This is a genomic window from Mesorhizobium sp. M0244, assembly GCF_040321795.1.
Taxonomy (GTDB): Bacteria; Pseudomonadota; Alphaproteobacteria; order Rhizobiales; family Rhizobiaceae; genus Mesorhizobium.
The window spans coordinates 17,387-37,260 of the sequence record NZ_JAMYSE010000008.1; the positions used below are offsets into that span (position 1 = coordinate 17,387).

At 59.3% G+C, this 19,874-nt stretch carries 11 protein-coding genes; 4 read left to right on the top strand and 7 right to left on the bottom strand.

Annotated features, from left to right (window positions below; translation table 11 throughout):
- Positions 1–48: 48 nt before the first annotated feature.
- A complete protein-coding gene (locus NKJ08_RS08615) occupies positions 49–1,251 on the bottom strand; it encodes a cytochrome P450 (RefSeq protein ID WP_352781645.1) in 1,203 nt (400 codons plus the stop codon).
- Between the two features lie 145 nt (positions 1,252–1,396).
- Positions 1,397–1,636, bottom strand: coding sequence for a P-loop NTPase family protein (locus NKJ08_RS08620; RefSeq protein ID WP_352781646.1), 240 nt, complete (start codon positions 1,634–1,636; stop codon positions 1,397–1,399).
- Positions 1,637–2,929: 1,293 nt separating this feature from the next.
- Between NKJ08_RS08620 and NKJ08_RS08625 the strand changes: the two genes are divergently transcribed.
- From NKJ08_RS08625 to NKJ08_RS08635, 3 genes are all read left to right on the top strand, one after another.
- Positions 2,930–3,463 carry a peroxiredoxin gene (locus NKJ08_RS08625; RefSeq protein ID WP_352781647.1) on the top strand — a complete coding sequence of 178 codons (534 nt, stop codon included), beginning with the start codon at positions 2,930–2,932 and terminating at the stop codon, positions 3,461–3,463.
- A gap of 69 nt (positions 3,464–3,532) precedes the next feature.
- On the top strand, positions 3,533–4,969 hold the full coding sequence (rpoN, locus tag NKJ08_RS08630; RefSeq protein WP_352781648.1) for an RNA polymerase factor sigma-54: 1,437 nt from the start codon (positions 3,533–3,535) through the stop codon (positions 4,967–4,969).
- A gap of 57 nt (positions 4,970–5,026) precedes the next feature.
- Positions 5,027–6,244, top strand: coding sequence for an MFS transporter (locus tag NKJ08_RS08635; RefSeq protein ID WP_352781649.1), 1,218 nt, complete (start codon positions 5,027–5,029; stop codon positions 6,242–6,244).
- 756 nt (positions 6,245–7,000) lie between these two features.
- Here the strand turns inward: NKJ08_RS08635 and NKJ08_RS08640 are convergent.
- The 5 genes from NKJ08_RS08640 to NKJ08_RS08660 all read right to left on the bottom strand — a co-directional run bounded on the left by NKJ08_RS08640 (position 7,001) and on the right by NKJ08_RS08660 (position 18,509).
- The gene (locus NKJ08_RS08640) at positions 7,001–7,249 is read right to left on the bottom strand and encodes a hypothetical protein (protein ID WP_352516041.1); all 249 of its coding nucleotides are present in this window, start codon (positions 7,247–7,249) and stop codon (positions 7,001–7,003) included.
- Between the two features lie 875 nt (positions 7,250–8,124).
- Positions 8,125–10,338, bottom strand: a complete 2,214-nt coding sequence (locus tag NKJ08_RS08645; RefSeq protein WP_352781650.1) for an ATP-binding protein — start codon at positions 10,336–10,338, stop codon at positions 8,125–8,127.
- Between the two features lie 479 nt (positions 10,339–10,817).
- Positions 10,818–11,594, bottom strand: coding sequence for an ATP-binding protein (locus NKJ08_RS08650; protein ID WP_352781651.1), 777 nt, complete (start codon positions 11,592–11,594; stop codon positions 10,818–10,820).
- Positions 11,591–12,850, bottom strand: coding sequence for a metallophosphoesterase family protein (locus NKJ08_RS08655; RefSeq protein WP_352517742.1), 1,260 nt, complete (start codon positions 12,848–12,850; stop codon positions 11,591–11,593). The genes NKJ08_RS08650 and NKJ08_RS08655 overlap by 4 nt, the downstream gene beginning before the upstream one ends.
- Positions 12,851–12,920: 70 nt before the next feature.
- Positions 12,921–18,509, bottom strand: coding sequence for a DUF3320 domain-containing protein (locus NKJ08_RS08660; protein ID WP_352781652.1), 5,589 nt, complete (start codon positions 18,507–18,509; stop codon positions 12,921–12,923).
- 537 nt (positions 18,510–19,046) lie between these two features.
- Between NKJ08_RS08660 and NKJ08_RS08665 the strand changes: the two genes are divergently transcribed.
- Complete coding sequence (locus NKJ08_RS08665; protein ID WP_352516047.1) at positions 19,047–19,874, top strand: thermonuclease family protein; 828 nt, start codon at positions 19,047–19,049, stop codon at positions 19,872–19,874.

Genomic DNA, 19,874 nt, shown 5'->3' on the forward strand with positions numbered 1-19,874 from the left:
CGCCGGCAAATTGCGGAGAAGATCGCGATTCCCGGCGGTGTCCGCGCATCACCAGAGCACCGGGAACTCCTCGAACCCGCCAGTGATGATCTCCTTGCGCAACTTCAGTTCTTCGGGCGCCAAGGCCAGGCGCAGCGCGGGAAAGCGCTGGAAGATCGAACCGAGCACCACCTTGAGTTCCAGCCTGGCCAGCGCCGCGCCGATGCAGTAGTGCGGCCCGTAGGAGAACGCCAGGTGCGGGTTTTCGTCACGTCCGATGTCGAAGATTTCCGGGTCGTCGAAATGGCGCGGATCGAACGACGTCGCCGGCAGGCCGACCAGCACCTTGCTCTCCGCGGGAACATGCACGCCCGCGATGGTCACGTCGGTCCTCGGATAACGCATGATGCCGTCCCAGCCGGCGCCCGGCGGGTACATGCGCAGGATTTCCTCCACCGCCTTGTTCACCAGGGATGGATCGCCGACCAGGCGTTCGCGCTGTTGCGGGTGGCGGAACATGGCCAGCAGGCCGAATTCGATCTGCGCCACGGTGCTCTCGTGCCCCGCCACCAGCATGCCCGCGGCCAGGCCGATCGCCTCTTCCTCGGTCGCCTGGCCCTGTTCGACCGCCGCGAGCAGATCCGTCAGCAGGTTGTCGCCAGGATCCTGGCGCTTGTCCCGCATCTTGCCGCGAATGTAGGCGCGCAGTTCTTCCCAGGCCAGGCGCGACGCGCTGCGCGGGCCGCTTTCATGCTGATGCGTCATCACCTCGTCGGACAGCCCGGCGAAAAAGGCGTGATCCTCGTAGAGCACGCCCATCAGCGCGCTGATGACCATGGCCGGAAGCGGAAAGGAGAGGTGGCGCCGCAGGTCGGCGGGCTGGGGCTGGGCCGCCAGTGTCTCGAACAACTGCGCGGCGATCGCCTCGACCTGCTGCTCGAGCAGCTTCACCCTGCGGTTGGTGAAGGCCGGCGCCACGATCGTGCGTAACCGGGCATGCTCGCCCCCCTCGTGCGAGACCAGCCACCCCGGCGAGCCGAGAATCACCGAATCCGGGGTGAATGTGGCCGGCGGCATTCCCGAGGGCCGGAACGCCGCGTCGGACAGCACCGCCTTGGCTTCATCGTAGCCTGTCACCCACCAGCCTTCGTGCCCGGACGGGAAGCGCACGCGGTGGATCGGACCGTTGGCGCGTTGCGCCAACAGCTCTGGCGAGGGCTCGATGTGATCGACGCGCCACATCGGCAGCGTCGGCAAGGGATGTTCGGACATGGTGGCACTTCACTCTCTAAGCGATGGAAGAGCGGAAGGTGACCGGCAGGCGCTGCGGGCAGCGAATGACGTAAGACGGCATGTAGAAGACGTCCTCCGCGGCGTAGCCCGACTCGATTATCAAGATCGGCCAACGTCTAACTGCCTAGGCATACCGCGCAGCGAGATGCAGAACGTTATCCTGCGCCTTCGAGTTCAGGATAAGGCGAGTGTGGCGGGCCTTTGAGTCGCAGCCGGCCATCAAGATTTCCTGCGCAAGGGTCGACAAGGGCGGCGAGCCTGTTTGGTAGGGGGGTTTCGCCGAGGCCCCCTTCCCACAGAATGCTATCTGACGCGGATTTGACATTTTGCTTTTCTTTCTTCGTTCCATCGATCGCGGTGTCATCCACGAAACAAAGGTCGGTCGGCAGCTCCCGGCCCGCAACGAAGGAGCATCAAAACTCGTGCCAATTTGGCCGAACCAGCAGAAGAAAAAGAATTATGATTGCTTTTCAGTGGATTAGCCTGACGCCGGACAAGAGCTCGGCGAAATAGGCCGGTGTCGCGGACCAACAAAGGCGACAGAACAGTATCGGATAGTACGCGCTGGGCGACCTTTCGGTCGGGCTTGCGACATTCTGGTCCAGTTTCAAACATAGAGGGTTGCAAATAGACACGCTTGGGGAATGCGATCCTCTCGGAACCAGGGCGCTTGCCCAAGACCGCACGCTCATGGTTGCTGCGACAGGCGCGTGTTCGCGATAAGCGTGCCTGCGCACCCAAGAACACGCTAGCGGGCAGACGCTACGCAATCGCTGCAGTCCCCGCCGGTGTGAGTAGTGCATCGGCTCGGCTTCCGGTTCGTCTTTGCCCAGCCGGTGCGGAAGCGCCGAATCTCCCCACCATACAGCACCGTCGTCAAGTGTGGTGACGAGGCAGTTATAGCGCGCGCCCGATCTCGGCGAAGACACGGCCTCCGAGAGAAAGGGAGCGGTCCAAAAGCATCTCCTATTTGAAATGGCACGCCGCTTGCTGCTCCTGGTTAGAGCCCATCAAATCACGATGAAAGCGACTTGCACGATGCCCGACACGCGAAGCTCTAGACCGTGGCCTGAGGAGACGGTGCCCGTTCCCGCTGAACATCGGGACATCGTCTCCTCCGGAGGTCCGTGCTCGGCAGCCGCTTTGCGCATGGCTGGTCCGATGCCGGCACGCCAACACGTGGCGCTCACGCAATTGCCGTCTACCGGTTCTGTTCAGCGTGTGAGTGCCCAAGAGCCCCATCAAAGGGTCACCCAAGCCAAGGTCGGCGGGTCACTGCCACACATCGGCAACACGCTGAACCAGTTCAGTGACGCGGGTCTGTTGCGTGAAGTCACATTTGAGGCCTCCACATGCTTGCGATATTGGCTACTTCCGGCCGCTATCCCTTTTCCAAACGCACGATCGCGAGTGACCGATCCCGCTTCCGGCGCCATAGCCGTGGAAAGCAAGCAGCTCGACGGTCTCAAGCTCGCTCAGATCGATTGCGTTCGGGTGGCCAAGACCAGCCGCCAAGACGTTCCCATACATCGGGAGGGAAAACGGAGGTTGCGAGCCGCAAGGTCCTCATTCCGTGCCGGGCATCCGAGCCTTTGCTCGGTATTGCGCCAGCCTCTGCCAGAATTCAGCGCCAGTTTTCTTCTTTAGGAGCAACTTGATGACAGTTCAAAAGAAAGTTCCCTTCGTCACCTTTCTCACGCGTGTTCACGATAGGTCAGTCCAGGGGCCAAATCCATATCGCTGGCAAGAAAAGACATCTGACGACTACTTTGCCGGCAAGCGGGTCATCCTGTTCTCGCTGCCTGGCGCCTTCACCCCGACCTGCTCCACCTACCAACTGCCCAAGTTCGAAGAGCTCTATGATGAGTTTGTGAAGCAGGGAATTGACGCGATTTACTGCCTCTCAGTCAACGATGCCTTCGTCATGAATGCGTGGGGGAAGTCCTTGGGCCTAAAGCAGGTCGAGCTCATCCCCGATGGCTCGGGCGAGTTCACACGCAAGATGGGCATGCTGGTCGCCAAGGACAATCTCGGCTTCGGGATGCGCTCCTGGCGCTACGCCGCCCTGATCAACAATGGCGTGGTGGAGCAGTGGTTCGAGGAGGAAGGTTTCTCCGACAACTGCGAGGCCGACCCCTATGGCGTCTCGTCCCCGCAAAACGTTCTCGAAACGCTGAAAGCCGCCGCATGACCTAGAATACGTCTCACTGGTGCCATTGCCGGCCCCAAGAGGCTCCTCGACAGGATTATCGCGCTCACCATGCAATCCTCAGCAAGTCTGCTTCAGCGCCAGAAGCAATCCATGGTCGCATCGCCTCAACTCATTGAGTCGATTCGCCTGCTGCAACTGGCGCATACTGAACTGCATCAGTTCGTGGAGCGGGAAATCGAGAAGAACCCGCTCTTGGAATCTGCATCAAGCGATGGCGGGCCTTTTGACGACGTTTCGATTTCGGGAGCGGATCAGCCTGTCGGCCCTGGCGCAAACGCCGTTGAAGGACCGACCGGGGCAGGTTCGCCTGAACGGCTCGGGCAATGGAAATCACTTCGCAACACGACCAACAACCCGCCGGGCAATGGCCCTTCCCTCGACGAGTTTGCCACCCTCGCCGAAACATTGCACGACCATGTCGCTCGTCAGATCGCCCTCACTGCGTTCACACCACAGGAGCGGCTGATTGCTGGCCAGCTTGCCGCCGATCTGGAAGACACTGGCTATGTTCGGGCAAACCTTTTGGAGCTGGCCGAGAGCCTGAATGTCCGTGAGGCTGTTGTAGAACGGGTTCTCGGAACCTTGCAGCAATTTGATCCACCGGGAGTTTTTGCGCGAAGTCTCAGAGAATGCCTCGAGATCCAGTTGCGCCAGCGTAACCGGCTCGACCCGGCAATGGCAGGTTTGGTTGCCCATCTTGAAATGCTTGCGCGGCACGATTTTGAGGCACTGAAGCAGCATTGCGGAGTCGATGAAGAAGACCTTCTCGACATGATGCATGAGATTCGGGCGCTCGATCCCAAGCCTGGGAACCGATTCCAATCCGGTGCGTCTGAATCAATCATACCCGACATCTGGGTCACGCCCTCACCGCAAGGGGGGTGGCAGATCGAACTCGATCCCGCCACACTGCCAAAGCTGCTGATCAACCAAAGCTACTATGCCGAAGTCTCGCGTCAAACTGCCCAAAGTGCGAAGGATAAAGCATTTCTCGACGAATGCTTGCAAAACGCGAACTGGCTAATCCGCAGCCTCGATCAGCGCGCCAAGACCATCGTTAAGGTTGCGGCTGAAATCGTGCGTCAGCAGGATGCCTTTTTGGAACATGGCGTCGCCCACCTGCGGCCTCTCAATCTCAGAACCGTCGCTGACGCGATCGGCGTGCACGAGTCGACGGTAAGCCGGGTGACCTCGAACAAGTACATGCTTACCCCGCGCGGCGTCTTTGAACTGAAGTATTTTTTCACCGTCGCAATCGCGTCCTGCCAAGGCGGCGATGCGCACTCCGCCGAAGCTGTCCGCCATCGGATCAAAGCGATGATTGCCGCAGAATCTCACGGTGACGTGCTTTCCGACGAGGACATCGCTGCCCGGCTGAAGGAAACCGGCATCGATGTTGCGCGCCGCACCGTCACAAAATATCGCGAAGCAATGAACATCCCCTCCTCCGTGCAACGCCGCCGGGAAATGCGCTTGTGTTTTTAAATTTGGGTCAAGGCAGCCAACATCAGGTTGCATTGCATCAAAGTGGAGACTTCGTTCATGACCCAATCCGCGGCAGGCGTTGTGGACGCTGTTCTGCACGACCCAGAAAAGCCCGTCCCACCGTCTGGTCCCGCATGGGGTGCGGTCATTTCGCTTTCCTTGGGCACCTTCGGGCTGGTGACCGCAGAGTTTCTGCCTGTCAGCCTGCTCACGCCGCTCGCACATGATCTCGGCATCACCGAGGGAGCGGCTGGACAGGCGATGACGGCGACCGCTATCGTCGGGGCGATCTCGGCGCCGACAGTGGCTATCATCACAAAGCGCCTGGACCGCAGGCTCGTCATGTGGGCGATGACGCTGCTGCTGATCCTGTCGGACGTTCTGGCGGCCGGCGCGTGGTCGCTGGCGGTTCTCCTGACTGCACGCGTCGTGCTCGGCATAGCGCTCGGAGGCTTCTGGTCGATGTCGGCAGCACTGGCGATGCGGCTCGTTCCAAGCCACCTCCTGCCGCGCGCTATGGCGATCATCCTCACCGGCGTTTCCGTGGCTACCGTTTGCGCAGCTCCAATCGGCGCTTATGTCGGCGATATCTGGGGATGGCGAAGTGCCTTCATGCTCGCCGCAGTCGGCGGCGCGGCTACACTGCTGGTGCAACTCATAACCATTCCGAGACTGCCTCCGATTGGAGTGGCTAGCTTCCGCAGCCTGCTGGATGTGGCTAAGATTCCGATGGTCAAGGTCGCGCTTGTGGTCGTCCTGCTTGTCGGTTCCGGCCACTTCGCCGGAATCACTTATATCCGCGCCTTCCTCGAGAAGGTTCCCGCTCTGGACGTCGAAACGATTTCGCTTGTGTTGCTTGCTTTTGGCATCGGGGGATTCTTCGGCAATTTGGCCGGCGGGCTTCTGGCCGAGTACAGTCTCAAGGCAGTCGCGGCCCTTGCACCGCTGCTCATAGCGATAGCCGCTGTTTCGCTGCTGATGGCGGGAGCATCGGCCTTCGCCTCGGCGATTGCGGTTGCCGGGTGGGGCTTTGCCTTCGGCGCCGTGCCGCTGGGATTACAGACGTGGATGGTGCGGCGGGCCGTTCCCGAGCAGGCCGAAAGCGCCGGTGTGCTGATGGTCGTAGCATTCCAAGTGGCAATCGCAGCCGGCGCGATTTTCGGCGGAGTATTGGTGGACAATGCCGGGATTACCAGTGCCATTGCCTACAGTGCTGTTGCCACGTTCGCCGCCGCCCTGACAGTGTTCCTGCTCGGCCCGAAGCGCGAAACCTAGACCGCCTGACAGAAGAGGCCTCAGCAGCGCAAGCGGCACGAGAGATGCGATGCACGGCGCGGCGCGGTCCTCCGCACGATTACTCATGGACCAGCGCAAGCGCCTCGCCGGCTTCACCTCCGGGCCATGGCGACCGACACCGGTTGTCGACAAAGCACCTCGGTGCGCGGCATCTGCCGCACCGTTAAAGCCAACGTACAGCGACCTTAGAGGCTCGCGCATACGCATCTGAGACACTCAAGGTGTAGAAATTTCTCAAAATGCAAGACGATAAGAAAGCCTCTCGGTTTGGCGTTGATCGTTGACACAAGTGCTATATCAGCGGTCTGCGTCACTGAGCTCCACGTCAGAAACATACTGTCGGATGCCAGACTATCCGAATCGACGGACGATGCAGTGTTCATCGAACTGCGCCGCAGACTGATTGAATCTACGGCGTGATATACGCTGAATTCAAGCAATCGTACAAAATTGGCCGCACTGAGCTGGCGCAAAACATCGATGTCGTACGTACGCGATACGATCTCTCCTAAGCAGGTTCGCGGAGGAAAACGAGTTCGTCACAGCTCTGCGCGCCGGCGAGTAAGGACTGATTGCACGATTGCGAAGCATGAGGGACCATTACTACCGACTTGAGCATCGTTTGGAGGACTGCGATATCCCCACATGAGAGATTGGGTTCGGCACCGAAAGCAGCAATGCCGATCCATCGCGACCCTGAGCTTTAGCCTCCGGACGTTCGGCGCTTGCTTGCAATCAACCAGCGCCGTCGGGCCAGCGGATCTCGAATCCGCCGGTTCCAATGGGCCAGGCCAGGCCAAAGCCGTTGTCAAACGCCAGACTTAGATCGTTCTTGCTCGTCACCTTCGCACCGACGAGAATTACCTGTCGGCCAGTCCACCGCTGATGCTGGCGGTAGTCGAGCAACTGGCCGGTCGCGGCGCGAATCGCGAAGCGCATCGTAGCCGCATCAGCAGGCTTGATCTCGACCATCACTTCCGGCATTGCGTCAACCGCAACCGAAGGTCGTCGCGAAAACAAGCGGGAAAATCAATCCGCGGATATCGCTCGCTGAGAAACGCTACGAACTGTTTGTGCAGACTGTCATGCTGAGGATGGACATTGATCTCGTACTTCCGCACATACCGTTTTTAGACGTCGGACGCTGCCGCTCCAGCCGGTCGGCCACGACCTCCATCATGATCGGGCGATGCCCCGACGGGAGCGACTGGCTCGCCTTCGATAAATGCCTTTACTCTCTTGACGAGTGCTCTGGCGGATCGATCTGTCGTATCGTTCGCACCAGCTTGCCTGGCCACTCCACCCTTTGCCACGGTGCCTATCCTCCGGGGGCAGCACGAATGCATTTTCGGCGAGTGTCCTAGCCCTGAACGACCTGATCTTATCCTTGTAATGCTGGGCGGAAGGGTTACGCCCCTTGAAGTGCTGGCGGTGGCGGTACAGTCGCGCACCGCGATACCACCCGACCACCACGCGCGGATCTTTGCCTTCCTCCGGAGCCGTCCAAACGACGTCGATCCCGTCGACAAATTCGTCGTGCTTGCCTGAACCCAGATTCTGGATGCGCACCTGCCGATCCAATTCGCCCTTAATCGTCTCGAAGAGCCGTAAACGTACCCGTCATCGGCTGCAACAAAGTTGCATTCTTCCGCGCAATAACCCTGCTTACTCGGAAATGCCCCGCCACCGCGAGGCGGGTCATCCGCGCTCCACCCGGCGTAGTCGTTCATCCACGCAACATTGCAGAACAAAATAGGCATTTCTCAACCTCTATGGGACGTCATGACGGATTCGATCGAAAGTTCCTATGTCAGACGAGTTGGTTAGTTGAACCGTTTTGAGGCGAATTCTAATCGAGCCTAATCCAGCTGGTGAATGGTAGATTGTGGCACAACAGCCTTGGCGATTTCACACAAGTGCTTGTGGTGCGTGAGATAGATGACCTGACCTGTGTTCGCCATCTCCCCAAACAATCTGAAAACCTCCTCCGAGCGAATATGGTCAAAGGTTTCCATGATGTCGTCGGCGATGAAGGGAACCGAGGGCCGGAATTGCGCGAACTCGTAATAACCGGCGAGCCTCAGTGCCAGGTAGAGCTGAAAGCGCGCGCCCTTCGAAAGCGCGTCAGCGAGCTTGGATTGCCCGTCGCGCTGCACCGCGATGAGAACCTCCCCGCCTTTCGCGGGCTGGGTTGTAAGGCCTGAATACTGCCCACGGGTCATTAGCTTGAATGCGTCTGATGCACGCGCCATCATCCCCGAACGGTGGTTCTCACGGTAGATCCGCAAAGCATTTCCAGCCGACATGATGCCGAGCTTCAGCTCGATGTAACGAACGGCCTTCTCCTCGATTTCCAACAGGGTTGTGCGCCGTTCGGCATCCAGGTGTGCAACCGCGCTGTCGCCGCCGATGGCGTCCAGCTTATCGGCCGCGCGTGTCTGCCGGATCAGCTGTTGCTGGATCATCTCATCGAACTGGCGAAGCCGCTGCTCGCCCTCAGCCTTCTCGACCGTGAGGCTGTCGAAATCGATCGCGTCCAGGATCGAGCGTGCCTCCTCGAATCCGTCGACTGCAAGTTCCGCCACTACCCGTTCCTCAAGTTCAGCGACGGCAGCGCGCAATCCGTCCCGCTCGCGCAGCAGCTCATCGCGTTCGACTACCTCGGACAAAGTGGCGACGCCAAAAACGCCCAGCACTTCGTTCTTGCGGCGTTCGTGCGCCGAAATCTCATTGTCGAGGATGTCGCGCGCCTCCTTCAGGCGCTTCAGGTCGTGGCCGAGGCTTGCCTTCGTTTCGCGTGTCCGCTCGGCGCGCTCCAGGCGCTCGGCAAGGCGGATGGCCAACTGCTCCGGCTCGCCATCCTCCGTCGGCTCGTCGGCTTCAACCGCTACGGCGATGACCTCGACCAGAAAATTAGCCCTGTCGGCCGCCATCTTGTCGATACGCAGCTGCAGATCGTCCCGTTCCTGCAGGCTTCTTGACAGTTCGGCCAATTGATCGAGCACAGTGCCGACGCCGGATGCTGAGAGCCCGCTTTCGAGCCAAGTTCCCTTGAGTGCTTCGACAATGCCGGCCAGCCATTCCTCCTCGCGACGCTCCGCCACGCCTACGGCAACCCGTCGGGCCGCTAGATCCTCTTCTTTGGAGCCCACCATTCTGAGCGCCTCGGCATACTCTGCGTCCACCTTGCGCTGCCGATCCAGAAACAGCTCAGCGATGGCCATGATTGCTTCGAGGGTGTCGCCGGGCTCTGATACTATGCCGACGCTTTCCAGCGCTGCTCTCATTTCCAAGCGTATCTGCTCGCCGGCGTCAGCGGCTCGCTCCGCCTTCCTGCGGAGAAGTTCGATCTGCTCCCAGGCAGCGAGCGCATCGCTGCGCGCCTCGATCTGATCCTCGATCCTTTCGATCAGGCGCTCAGACGAAGGTTCCACAGCGTCTCCGAGCAGGTCTCTGGCGGCCGCGCGGATTTCCAACAAGTGGGTATCCACATCCTTGCCGAGCTGTGTGCGTTGGATGCCGTTGCGTGACAGGTTGGCCGCGACCTCGGCCAGTTCGCGAGTCGTTGCCCGGATCTCGGCAAGATCCGCCGCGCCGGCCAGCCGGCCCGCGCTGGCAATGTCATCGCGCGCCAGTGCCACGGCGAAATCGTCAGCGGTGTCACCGGTCAGCGCTGCGCGGTGTGTTGCCCACGCATCATCGCGGACACGGCGGATCGCGGCAGCCCCATCATCGTCGACAACGTCGACCGAGGCACGAAGGGCATCCAATCCAGCCTTGAGCATGGCACGGTTGCCCTCGTATTCGGCGAGGCGTTCGGCAAGTACGGCGGTGTTTCTTGCCAGTTCTGACGCTACTGTCTTCCAGGCGGCAATGTGCCCGGCGCTCGGAACCGCGACGTTGGCGAGAGCAAGGGCATCTCCTCTCCATGGACGCAAGCGCGCGAGCGACACCTCCCATCGAATTGTTCCCGCATCTTCTGCCTCGCGAGCCCTCCTGATCTCCGCCAGGTGTCCGCTTGCTCGCGCTTTCGACAAAGCCGAGCCCAGCCTTGCCCTGGCAGGTTCGGGCACTGCCCTTTCCTCGCCGACCCGCTGCCTTGCCGCCTGCAGCGCATCGAGTGCTGCCGCCGCCTCGTCGCGGGCGGCGCGCACCCCGGTAGCAATCCCGGACCTCTGCTCGACCATAGCGCGAACGACGCCAACGGTGACGGCAGGCAGAAGCAGCGCGGCAGGATCCGGCTCGGAAGATCGACCCAAGGCGGCTAGGCAGCTTGCCACGGTGTTGTTGAGGATTTGCAGCCCCATCCTGCGAGTGGGCAAGTCAAAGCCAGCCGCGGTATGGCGCACTTTGCTCTCCGCAAGCCCGCGAATTCGTTCGGAAATCGACAGGATCGATTCATCCTCATCGACCGCAGTGACTTTTGCCGCCAAGCGCTGGACCTCGTCGATGTTTGCGGACAGCCGCGTTCTGAGGCTGGCATCGTCATCGATGAGTCCGGTGACACTACCCGTCCACGTGCGAGCTGGGGAGGCGATGTCCGGCAGCTCATTCAGCCGGGCAATCTTGCGCCGGATATCCGCCCGCATCGGCGCAGCACGCACGTAACGAGCAATGGTATCCAGCCTGGCCACCAGCACCGCTCGGTCACTGATGGTCCGGTCGTATTGCTGCGTGCATCGAGACGTTCGGCCTCCAGGCCCTCGTAGGTTGATGCAAGGGTATCGATCGCATCCCTGCGCGACCTCACGTCAACAAGGCGCTTCTTCAGGAGCGCCAGTTCGGTGCCATGCGCCTGCTTCCGATACAGAGCGTCTGCTTCGGCCTCGAGGGTGTTCAACGTATCACTTGCGTTCCCAAGACCGGCGCTTGCCGTGAAGAGGAGCTTGCCGAGGTCGCCCCGCGACTCCAGAATCGACTTCCCGCCCGCTTCCAGCGTCTCGTCATCGAGTGAGAACATCGTCGTGTAAGCGTCACGCGACAGTCCGGCGAGATGCGCCGTGATCGCCACGTCGCTCACCGGTTGGCCCGTCGCGTTCAATAGCGAATTAGTACGCTGTTTCGTACGCGTGAACGTGTGCTCGGAGCCGGCCAGTTCCAGCACGCCGCCAATGCGCATGGCGCTGTACTCGTGCAGGAAGTTGTAGCGGCTCCGTTCCTCGATGCCGAACAGCAAGTCTAAGTAGGCGGAAAGCGCGGTCGATTTGCCGGCCTCATTCAGGCCGAACACGATATGCAGGTCAGGTCCGGATTCCGGTTTGGGTCCGAAGTCGATCGTACTATTGGTGAACTTTCCATAGCGAATGAGGTCAAGTCGCCGCAACCTCATGACGATCCACCGGACTTAAGGCGGGCAGTGACCAAGTCCGCACCCTTGGAAAGCACCTGATCGAGGAACTGCTCCAGCCCGGCTTCGTCCTTCCCAGCAAAATCCCGTCCGTCGGCCGGAAGGTCGGCGACCATCTTTTGGACGAACGCCCTCGCCTCAGCGCGGAAGGCCTCCGAGGTGGCATCGGCACGCATTGATTGCCCGAGTTCGAAAATCGGATCAGCAATATCCTCGGCGGTCTCCGTCCGAGGCGGCGCGAGGTCAAGCTCGAGCTTCTCCACCCACGTATGGCCCAGCTGTTCCGCAGCCTGTTCGGCTTCGGCAAGAAGGAGGTCCCTGTCGCGGATCAGCGCCCATAACAATGGTGACGTCCCTCTCAGGCCAACGCGGGCCACAGCATGACGCGATCGGACGGTGGCCCGCATCTCTTCGAGCGCGAAACGAATACGCGCGACGGCCTCGGGCCACTCCACCGCCCCGGTAAGGTCGACGCTCACCCGTTCGAACTGCGCAACGCTGGTCAGCCGTTCCTCGATCTCCACCGAACGGTCGTCGCGCACCGTCACCAGGGTGACTGATTTCTCACCCGCCTCGTTAATATCCCTCCCCTGAGGTATTCCCGGCATCACCACGGTGCTTGCGCCGGAATAGACTTGACGAACATGAATGTGGCCGAGGGCCCAATAGTCGAAACCGTGGGCGTGCAGGTCAGCGATGCTGCAGGGCGCGTAAACGTCGTGACCGGGCGATCCAGCCAGACTGGTATGCATGATGCCTATGTTGACGGCCCCTTCACGAGCAGCCGGATATTTGGTCAGCAGGCTGTCCGGTGCCTTTGGGTTCGCAAAGCTCAAACCGTGGAAAACGATGTCCAGACCGCCGGCTGTCTGCAATACCGACTGAGCACGACCGCCGAAGATGGTAACGGTGTCGGGAAACACCAGCTGTTTGGAAATCCGCGACAAGGCGTCATGATTGCCGCGGATCTTGAAAACCCTGATGCCGGTCTGGTGCAGGCGTGTCATTTGCGATGCCAGAAACCTCGCAGTTTTCATCGAGGTCTGCTCGCCATCGTATAGGTCGCCAGCAATGACCAACGCGTCGACTCGTTCCTCAAGGCAGAGATCCACTATCGAAACGAATGCCTGGCGGCTGGCGTCGCCCACGAGCCCGGCAAGATCGGGATTTCGCATCGCCAGCGAACGAAGCGGCGAGTCGAGATGAATATCGGCCGTGTGTACGAATCGAAATGCCATTCGGCCTCCGCCAGGGAAAGAGGTGTTCTGAGCTCGACTGAAATTGCAGCGAGGTCGCTGCAACGCCCCATTACACTTCGGCTAATTTCTCGCTCGTGGAGTCGCCGACCACCAACAAGCCGTCTTGGGACCGTAACAATCCCTTGGCAACTGAATCGGCGACCGCGGCCGAAATTAGCTGCTTCAATTGTGCGCTTGTGGCTTTGAAGCCCAGCATCCTCGCAACGCCTGTGGCAATTTCTTCCTCTGTCGCACCGAGATTGGATTTCACGACTTCCATAGCGCCTTGGGCGACCTCGTCCTGCGCAATCATTTCGGGCTTACGCAATCCAGGGGACACGACCGCACTGCGATCTCTAAGACGAACAGGAGCACCCGGCTTGAAGCAGAAGTTGCCTCGACGGGCTACTGCACCACCTCTCTGTGCTATGCCTACACCTCGCTCGATTGCATCCTGAATCCTGCCACCGGCCCGCTGCAGACCCCACGCGTCCCGAATACGCGAAACTATTTCGTCGACATGGATTGGTGTTTCTGTAGCCACGACCTGCTCGACCAGCCCGGCCATGATTCCGCTGGGCGTCTCGTGGAGTTCGAACGATCCCGGTCGCCTTAGCTGAGTCTCTTCGTAGGCTCGATTGGGAGTCTCGGATCCGTTTGTGCTCTCGAGACCGATTTCCGTCACGTTGCCCCGGTCGACCATAACAACCTGAACGGCTACAGCACGATTTCTCTGAACCCCCAATTCGGCCCGCTCATCGAGTTCCTTTCTGGCAGCCTCAATCGCTAGTATGGTTCGCTCCAGCTGCTCATGAGGTCGTTGGAACCAGTCAGCGCTCCAGATCCGATGAATAATCCAACCATGATCCTCAAGGACGGATTGCCGTAGCCGGTCTCGATCTCTGGCCGAGCGCGACGAATGATATTCTGCACCATCGCATTCGATGCCGAGTATATACCGGCCTGGCCTCTCTGGATCCGCAACCGCGAGGTCGATGAAGAAACCGGCAATGCCCACCTGAGCATGAACCTGATAACCTTTTTCGATCAGCGCGTTGGCTACCTGTTCTTCAAAGATCGAATCCATTTCGCGAACCGTGGCCTGGGCAAGCGAAATTCGCCCTGTTCTCGCGTAGTGCAAGAAGAGCTTGAAGGCGAAGATGCCTTTCCCTTTGCCACGCTCCAGGTCGATGTCTTCGTCTGTGATGGACGCGAATACTTCGCAGCTGCGCTTGGCTCGGCTTATGAGGACGTTGAGCCGACGCTCGCCGCCTTCCGCACCAAGAGGGCCGAAACGCATGGCCATGTATCCCTGCGCATTCTTGGCATACCCCACCGAGATCATGATCACGTCGCGCTCATCGCCTTGAACATTCTCAAGGTTCTTGACAAAGAATGGCTCGCTGGGATGCGCGTGAAAGAACTCCTCCGTATCGGGATTTAGTCGCCGCAGCGCTTCGAGTTCATCCTGGATCGCGCGGCGTTGGCTAACCGAAAATGTTGCAACGCCTAGAGTCTCTTGCGGGTTCACCTTCGCATGACGGATGATCGCTTCGGCTACTGCTCTCGCCTCTACCGGATTGGTTCCTGTGCCACCGGAATCGAAGACCCCCTCCGGCACATGATGAAACCGCAACCCCATGCCTGCCTCTTGGGTATAGGGGCTTGGCACGATGAAAAGCCGGTTCTCGTAGAACTGGCTGTTCGATACGGCGATCAGAGATTGGTGACGGCTACGGTAGTGCCAGCGGAGCATACGCTGCGGCAAGCCGCGGGCCGTGAACAGGCCGAGGATGCTTTCGATGTCGGCGACCTGCGCGCCCTCACCCTCGTCATCTTCAGACTGCGAGCCTGTCATCTTCGCGAAGAATGTCGTGGGTGGCAGTTGGCGTTCGTCGCCAACAACGACCACCTGATTGGCCCTGGCGATCGAGCCAAGCGCGTCCACAGGCTGTATCTGAGACGCCTCGTCCATCACAAGCAGATCGAAGGACATCCTGCCGGGCGACAGGAATTGGGCCACCGAAAGCGGGCTCATCATGAACACTGGCTTGAGTGCCTGGATGGCAGGCCCTGCCTTCTGCATCAACTGCCGGATAGGCATGTGGCCCCGTCTGCGCGCCATCTCAGAACGAAGCAGTCCGACTGGTCCAGCTCCGCCGTCTCTTGAAGGAATTTTTCGGTGATGAGCCGTCACAACTTCAATGGCACCGGCCTTGATCCTCTGTCGGTCCAGATCCGCGAAGTCACGTACAGCCCTGGAATGCAGTTCCCCGTCGAACCTTGCCAGCTCCGGCTCATCGGTCGCCATCGCTAGAAACATTCGTTCGTAGTAGGCCATATCGAAGACTGATCGCGCCGATCCTGTTGTAATCTGGCCGTCGGCTAGGCCGTCTATCAACTGTCCCAGTCCAGCCTTTCGGGCCGTTTCGGATCGCTCTTCATAGGCAACCCATTTCGAGAGCTGTTCCTGATGATCGAGCCACCCCTCCAGTCGAGAAACAACCTCGACTATCGCGACGTCTGGAAAATCGTCTACTCCAAACAAGGAGGGAGCATCGGCTTTCAAATCCCCTGCAAGCGCCTTCAATTCCCGCGCTGCCGCTTGGGCCGCTTCACGCGCTGAACGCGCCAAGTTTGCGATCTCTTTTCTTTCAGGCAACCGCGCAGCCAAATGCCGGATTGAGCCATTTTCTCTCAGCCAAAGTTCGGCTTGCGCGAGAGCGGCCCAATCGGATCCTCGACCGAGCCACGACGAGCCGAATGCGAACTTGCCAAGGCTTTCTCCGTCGTCGATCTCTTGAGCAAGCGCTTGTAGTCTGCCTAGTCGGCGCAGTATCTCCACCCGCTCACTGATCAGATCTGGAACGTCAGTCAGAACCTGTCGTGACGCGTCATCGGCTTGAGCTACAGTGCTTGCCTTCGCTTCCATCAGTTGCAGCGAGGCCCGCTCGGCGGAAGCCACGTCACCTAGCATGGATGACGCAAGGTGGCCTAAATCGTTCCAGAACCCCTCGATAATCGGCTGACCGATGTCGATCACCTTACGAACTCGGACCGCACGCGCGCCCGCTTCAGAGCGCTCCGCCATCCGCCCGGCTATAATTCGCGGTTCCGAGCCAAGTCCCCTCAGCGTGCGCATCCACTCCACTAAGGCCTGGAGTGGTGCCGAAGACGATCTCTCCCCGCGCCAATCGGCTCCGAAGGCGGAACGGCCAAAGGCGTCGCCTTCGCGCACTTTTGCTGCGGCCGCCTGGCCCTTCATCAGAATGTCGAGGAGACCCACTATCTCCGCCGCAGGCGCGCTAGGGGCTACCAAAATAGTCCGCACAAGTGCAGTGGCGCGACGGTAGTCGCCATTCAATGCTTTCAATATTCCCGTGTGCGTGGCGAGCGCTTGCCGCGCCGCGGCCACGTTGGTACTCCACGCGGCATCAACAACCTTGCCCTGAAGCTCGGCTCTAGCAGTCTCTAGCGTTGCTACGCTGTCGGCAAGGTCACCAGCCTGTTCCAGCCCGGAGTCCCAAACTGTGGCTGCGAATGCCTCAGGGCTCGCATCGGGGGCTGCCGCAACTCTCTCGCCGGTCATCACTAGCCTGAGGAGTCCTGCAAGCGTGTCCGGTAAAACCGTAGACCCCAGTTCTTGATTTAGCCGCTCAGCTTCTTCCCGTAAGCGTGGGAGCAACACGGTTAGCTGGCGCGCACGAACGAAACCATCTTTCGGAAAGTCTGAAGGAAGCTTAGCAAGCTCTGTCTCGAGACCTTCGATTGGCGTGTCGATAGCCGTCGCCACCAACTGCTCCGACAGTTCCTCGGATTTGCGGTTGAAATCCGTTCCTGTCCAGAGAAGCGATGCAATGTCCTTTGGACGCTCATCCCAAACCGGCGAGACTAGCGCCTCGGCAGGAAGTCCAGGTGCGGACGCGAGAAGCTCAGCACGATCTTCTACCTCGCCGCTGTCGCTGAGGATTTGCGGAGGCTTCGCCTCGATCCGCTCAGCAATATCGGCCAGTTTGGCGTGCAGAGCCTTTGCTTGATCCAGCGACGACGCAATGCGTGGGACGAGCCTCTCAATAGTCGTTGGTAGAACGACATCCAGGCCAACTCCCCGCCATGGGTGGTGGATCGGCAAGCCGATCTCGTTGATCCGCTGAGACACCTCATCGAGAAGTTTGCGACGTTGCGAGACACCGTCATTCGTCCAAGCGGTGGCATCCTCAAGTTCAATATCAACTGGTTTTTGCCCGTTCTGCCTTAGTCGGGTTAGCTGGCCAAGAACCTGGTATGGAGTGAGTTCGGACGTTCCAAATGCAACGTGCATTCGTGCAGCATGTGCATTGAGTTTATCGCGAGCCTCCAGCAAGCGCTCAGTCAGGGAAGAAGGAAGCTGTCCCCTAGGCGATCCGAGTTGCCAGGTGCGCCGCAGCTCCTCCAGCATCATGCGCTTGTTCGCCTTGTTACTATGGAGCTCGAGGCAGGCGTCCCCCACTCCGGCAGTATCAAGCCGTCGCTTCACGACTTCCAGCGCAGCCATTTTTTCGGCCACGAACAGCACGGTCTTTCCGTCGGCAACGGCCGACCCGATAATGTTTGCGATCGTCTGCGATTTTCCTGTCCCAGGCGGACCTTGGATAACCAGGTCGCGACCTTTTCTTGCATCATGGATCGCCAGCGTCTGAGAACTGTCACTGTCGACGATATGCAACATTTCGGCAGGCGCAATATGCGGATCAATCGCATTGTCGTCCGACATCAGCGGTTCGCGTGCGTCGAAACCATCTGAAAGAAGCGAGCGGATCTTCGGTTGTTCGATAATCTTTGCGCCATCCGGCCAGAGATCCGGATCCAGGTCACGGTACATCAAGAACTTAGCGAACGAGAAGAAGCCGAGCACCATATCATCGGCAAGCACCTGCCAACCCTCTTTCGTCGACACTGCTTCGGCAACGGCATCGAGATAGGCCGAGACGTCGAAGTCGTCTCCCACTTCAAAACGCGGCAGGGCGAGCTTGCGGATGCGGTCGAGATAGAGTTCCAAGGAGAGGTTTGCGGTAAGATCTTCCGGACGAGCTCGCAGCCGAAACTTTTCTCCAGCGGCCCCTCGCTCAAGCCGTACCGGCACCAAAATGAGAGGAGCCTGACGGATGTTTTCTTTGTTGTTCGGGTCAATCCACTTCAGCATCCCAAGGGCCAGAAAGAGGATATTGACGCCCTGCTCTTCCTCAAGTGTGCGGGCATCGTGGTAGAGATCAAGGAGCCGGCGCTGCAGCCCCGTTGGGGTCATCCTCGTCTGAAGCTTGGTGTCAGAATGTCGCGCAGATACCCCTCTATCGTCGAATCCTTCGTCCTCAGGCTGAGCAAGAGCAACGGGGGAATAGTCGATTTCCTCGTCTGGAGGGCTGCTTTCAACCTGGCCTGCCTTCGGCCGATCCGGCTTGCCGGCCAGGAAGGTAAAAGCCTTTCCTTCGCTCACCAGCAATCGATAGATCTCAGACGACCTCTCGTCGACAATATCGATCGTCTTCGCGCTCTTTGAAAACCGTGGCACATTCAAAAGTCGGTTGCGAGCAGAAAGGTCGAGCAATTCCATCCTGGCTCGCTCGAGCTTTTCCTTTAAAGGCAGATCGCTTTGGAAGACCGATTTTTCAACTTCCGACACTCACACCCCCCTGATAGGCTGGACACATAGAGCCTACACAAGGGCTGTCCGCAACATAAAATGCTCGTTTTTCAACTTCGAATGGCTGCCACCAACACTTCAATCGTTTTAGTATTGTGAGCACCGCAGCTTAGTGGAAAATTGCGGATGTTTGTTTAATGTTCCGGACACTTCGCATCCCCACCTTGATCTCGAGGTTCCCTTTCGGACAAAATGCCATCATACCTCTGGACGAGGTGTTGGCAGCTCTGGCATCTGCCTCGCCGGCCACGACCAACTGGCGCACAAGCCGACTTCTTTTTCAATCGGCCCTCCTAATTGCATTCCGAGAAAACTTGTAGGCTCCAGCGCGGAAAGATGGTCGTGTTCACGAAAAGGGCAACTACAAAGTCGTGACTTCGGGCTGATCTGCGAAGGCACCATGGTGTTCAAAGCGCCGAACTACAAGGCAAACCAGCGCCAGCGAAAAAGGCGCCTACGAAGCGTGCAGAGGCACGTTAGAAATCATGCAGCCTGCGTTTCGCAAAGGATCGGAAATTGAATAACAATCGCTATTCTCATCGTCGCCGCGCGCGACCAAGGCGCGGCGCGGAACCAATCGTCCGCAGACGTTTCTTTCCAGATGTGCCCTTGCCTCTGATCCTAGTGATCGTGGTGGCCTTGGCTGCTTACGCCACCCACTATTTTACAGGGCCGGGCGACCAGTTACGTGGTCTGGATATAGCAAACTCGACCGGGTCGAGACCGGCGCCGATTGTCGGCATAGCATCGGTGGTTGATGGAGACACGATAGAGATCCACGGGCAGCGCGTCCGCTTCAACGGCATCGATGCACCCGAAAGCCGCCAATACTGCAATGACGCGAGCGGACATCAATACCCCTGCGGGCGCCAGGCGGCCGAAGCACTGGCGAATTTCCTTGCGGCTTCGCGGCCTGTCCAATGCACATTTGTTTCATGGGATCGGTACCGTCGCTTCGTCGGTGATTGCCGTCGCGCGGACGGTGTCAGCGTCGCGTCCTGGATGGTTGAACATGGTCGAGCCTTGGACTGGCCCCGCTACAGCCACGGGGCCTATGCGCAACAGCAAACTAAGGCTGAAACCGCTAAGGTCGGAATCTGGATTGGAACTTTTGACAACCCTTGGGATTGGCGCGAACAACATTCGGAAGCTACGAACCCAACCAAAAGCCCACTTGGGCTCATCAGCCGTCGCCAAGTAGCACAGAGCTACTCATGCCAACCTCGCCGCTTTTGCAGGCAGATTTCATCTTGCGAAGAAGCGCGTTGGTATCTCGCCAACTGCTCATGGGGGAGCAAGTTGGATCGAGATAGCGATGGGATTCCATGCGAAGGCGTTTGCTGA

What these genes read in the sequence shown, in the direction of transcription:
- NKJ08_RS08620 (WP_352781646.1), bottom strand. Translation starts at nt 1,636, where the DNA reads ATGACACCGCGATCGATGGAACGAAGAAAGAAAAGCAAAATGTCAAAT.
- NKJ08_RS08615 (WP_352781645.1), bottom strand. Translation starts at nt 1,251, where the DNA reads ATGTCCGAACATCCCTTGCCGACGCTGCCGATGTGGCGCGTCGATCAC.
- NKJ08_RS08650 (WP_352781651.1), bottom strand. Translation starts at nt 11,594, where the DNA reads ATGAGGTTGCGGCGACTTGACCTCATTCGCTATGGAAAGTTCACCAAT.
- NKJ08_RS08635 (WP_352781649.1), top strand. Translation starts at nt 5,027, where the DNA reads ATGACCCAATCCGCGGCAGGCGTTGTGGACGCTGTTCTGCACGACCCA.
- NKJ08_RS08655 (WP_352517742.1), bottom strand. Translation starts at nt 12,850, where the DNA reads ATGGCATTTCGATTCGTACACACGGCCGATATTCATCTCGACTCGCCG.
- NKJ08_RS08640 (WP_352516041.1), bottom strand. Translation starts at nt 7,249, where the DNA reads ATGCCGGAAGTGATGGTCGAGATCAAGCCTGCTGATGCGGCTACGATG.
- rpoN (WP_352781648.1), top strand. Translation starts at nt 3,533, where the DNA reads ATGCAATCCTCAGCAAGTCTGCTTCAGCGCCAGAAGCAATCCATGGTC.
- NKJ08_RS08625 (WP_352781647.1), top strand. Translation starts at nt 2,930, where the DNA reads ATGACAGTTCAAAAGAAAGTTCCCTTCGTCACCTTTCTCACGCGTGTT.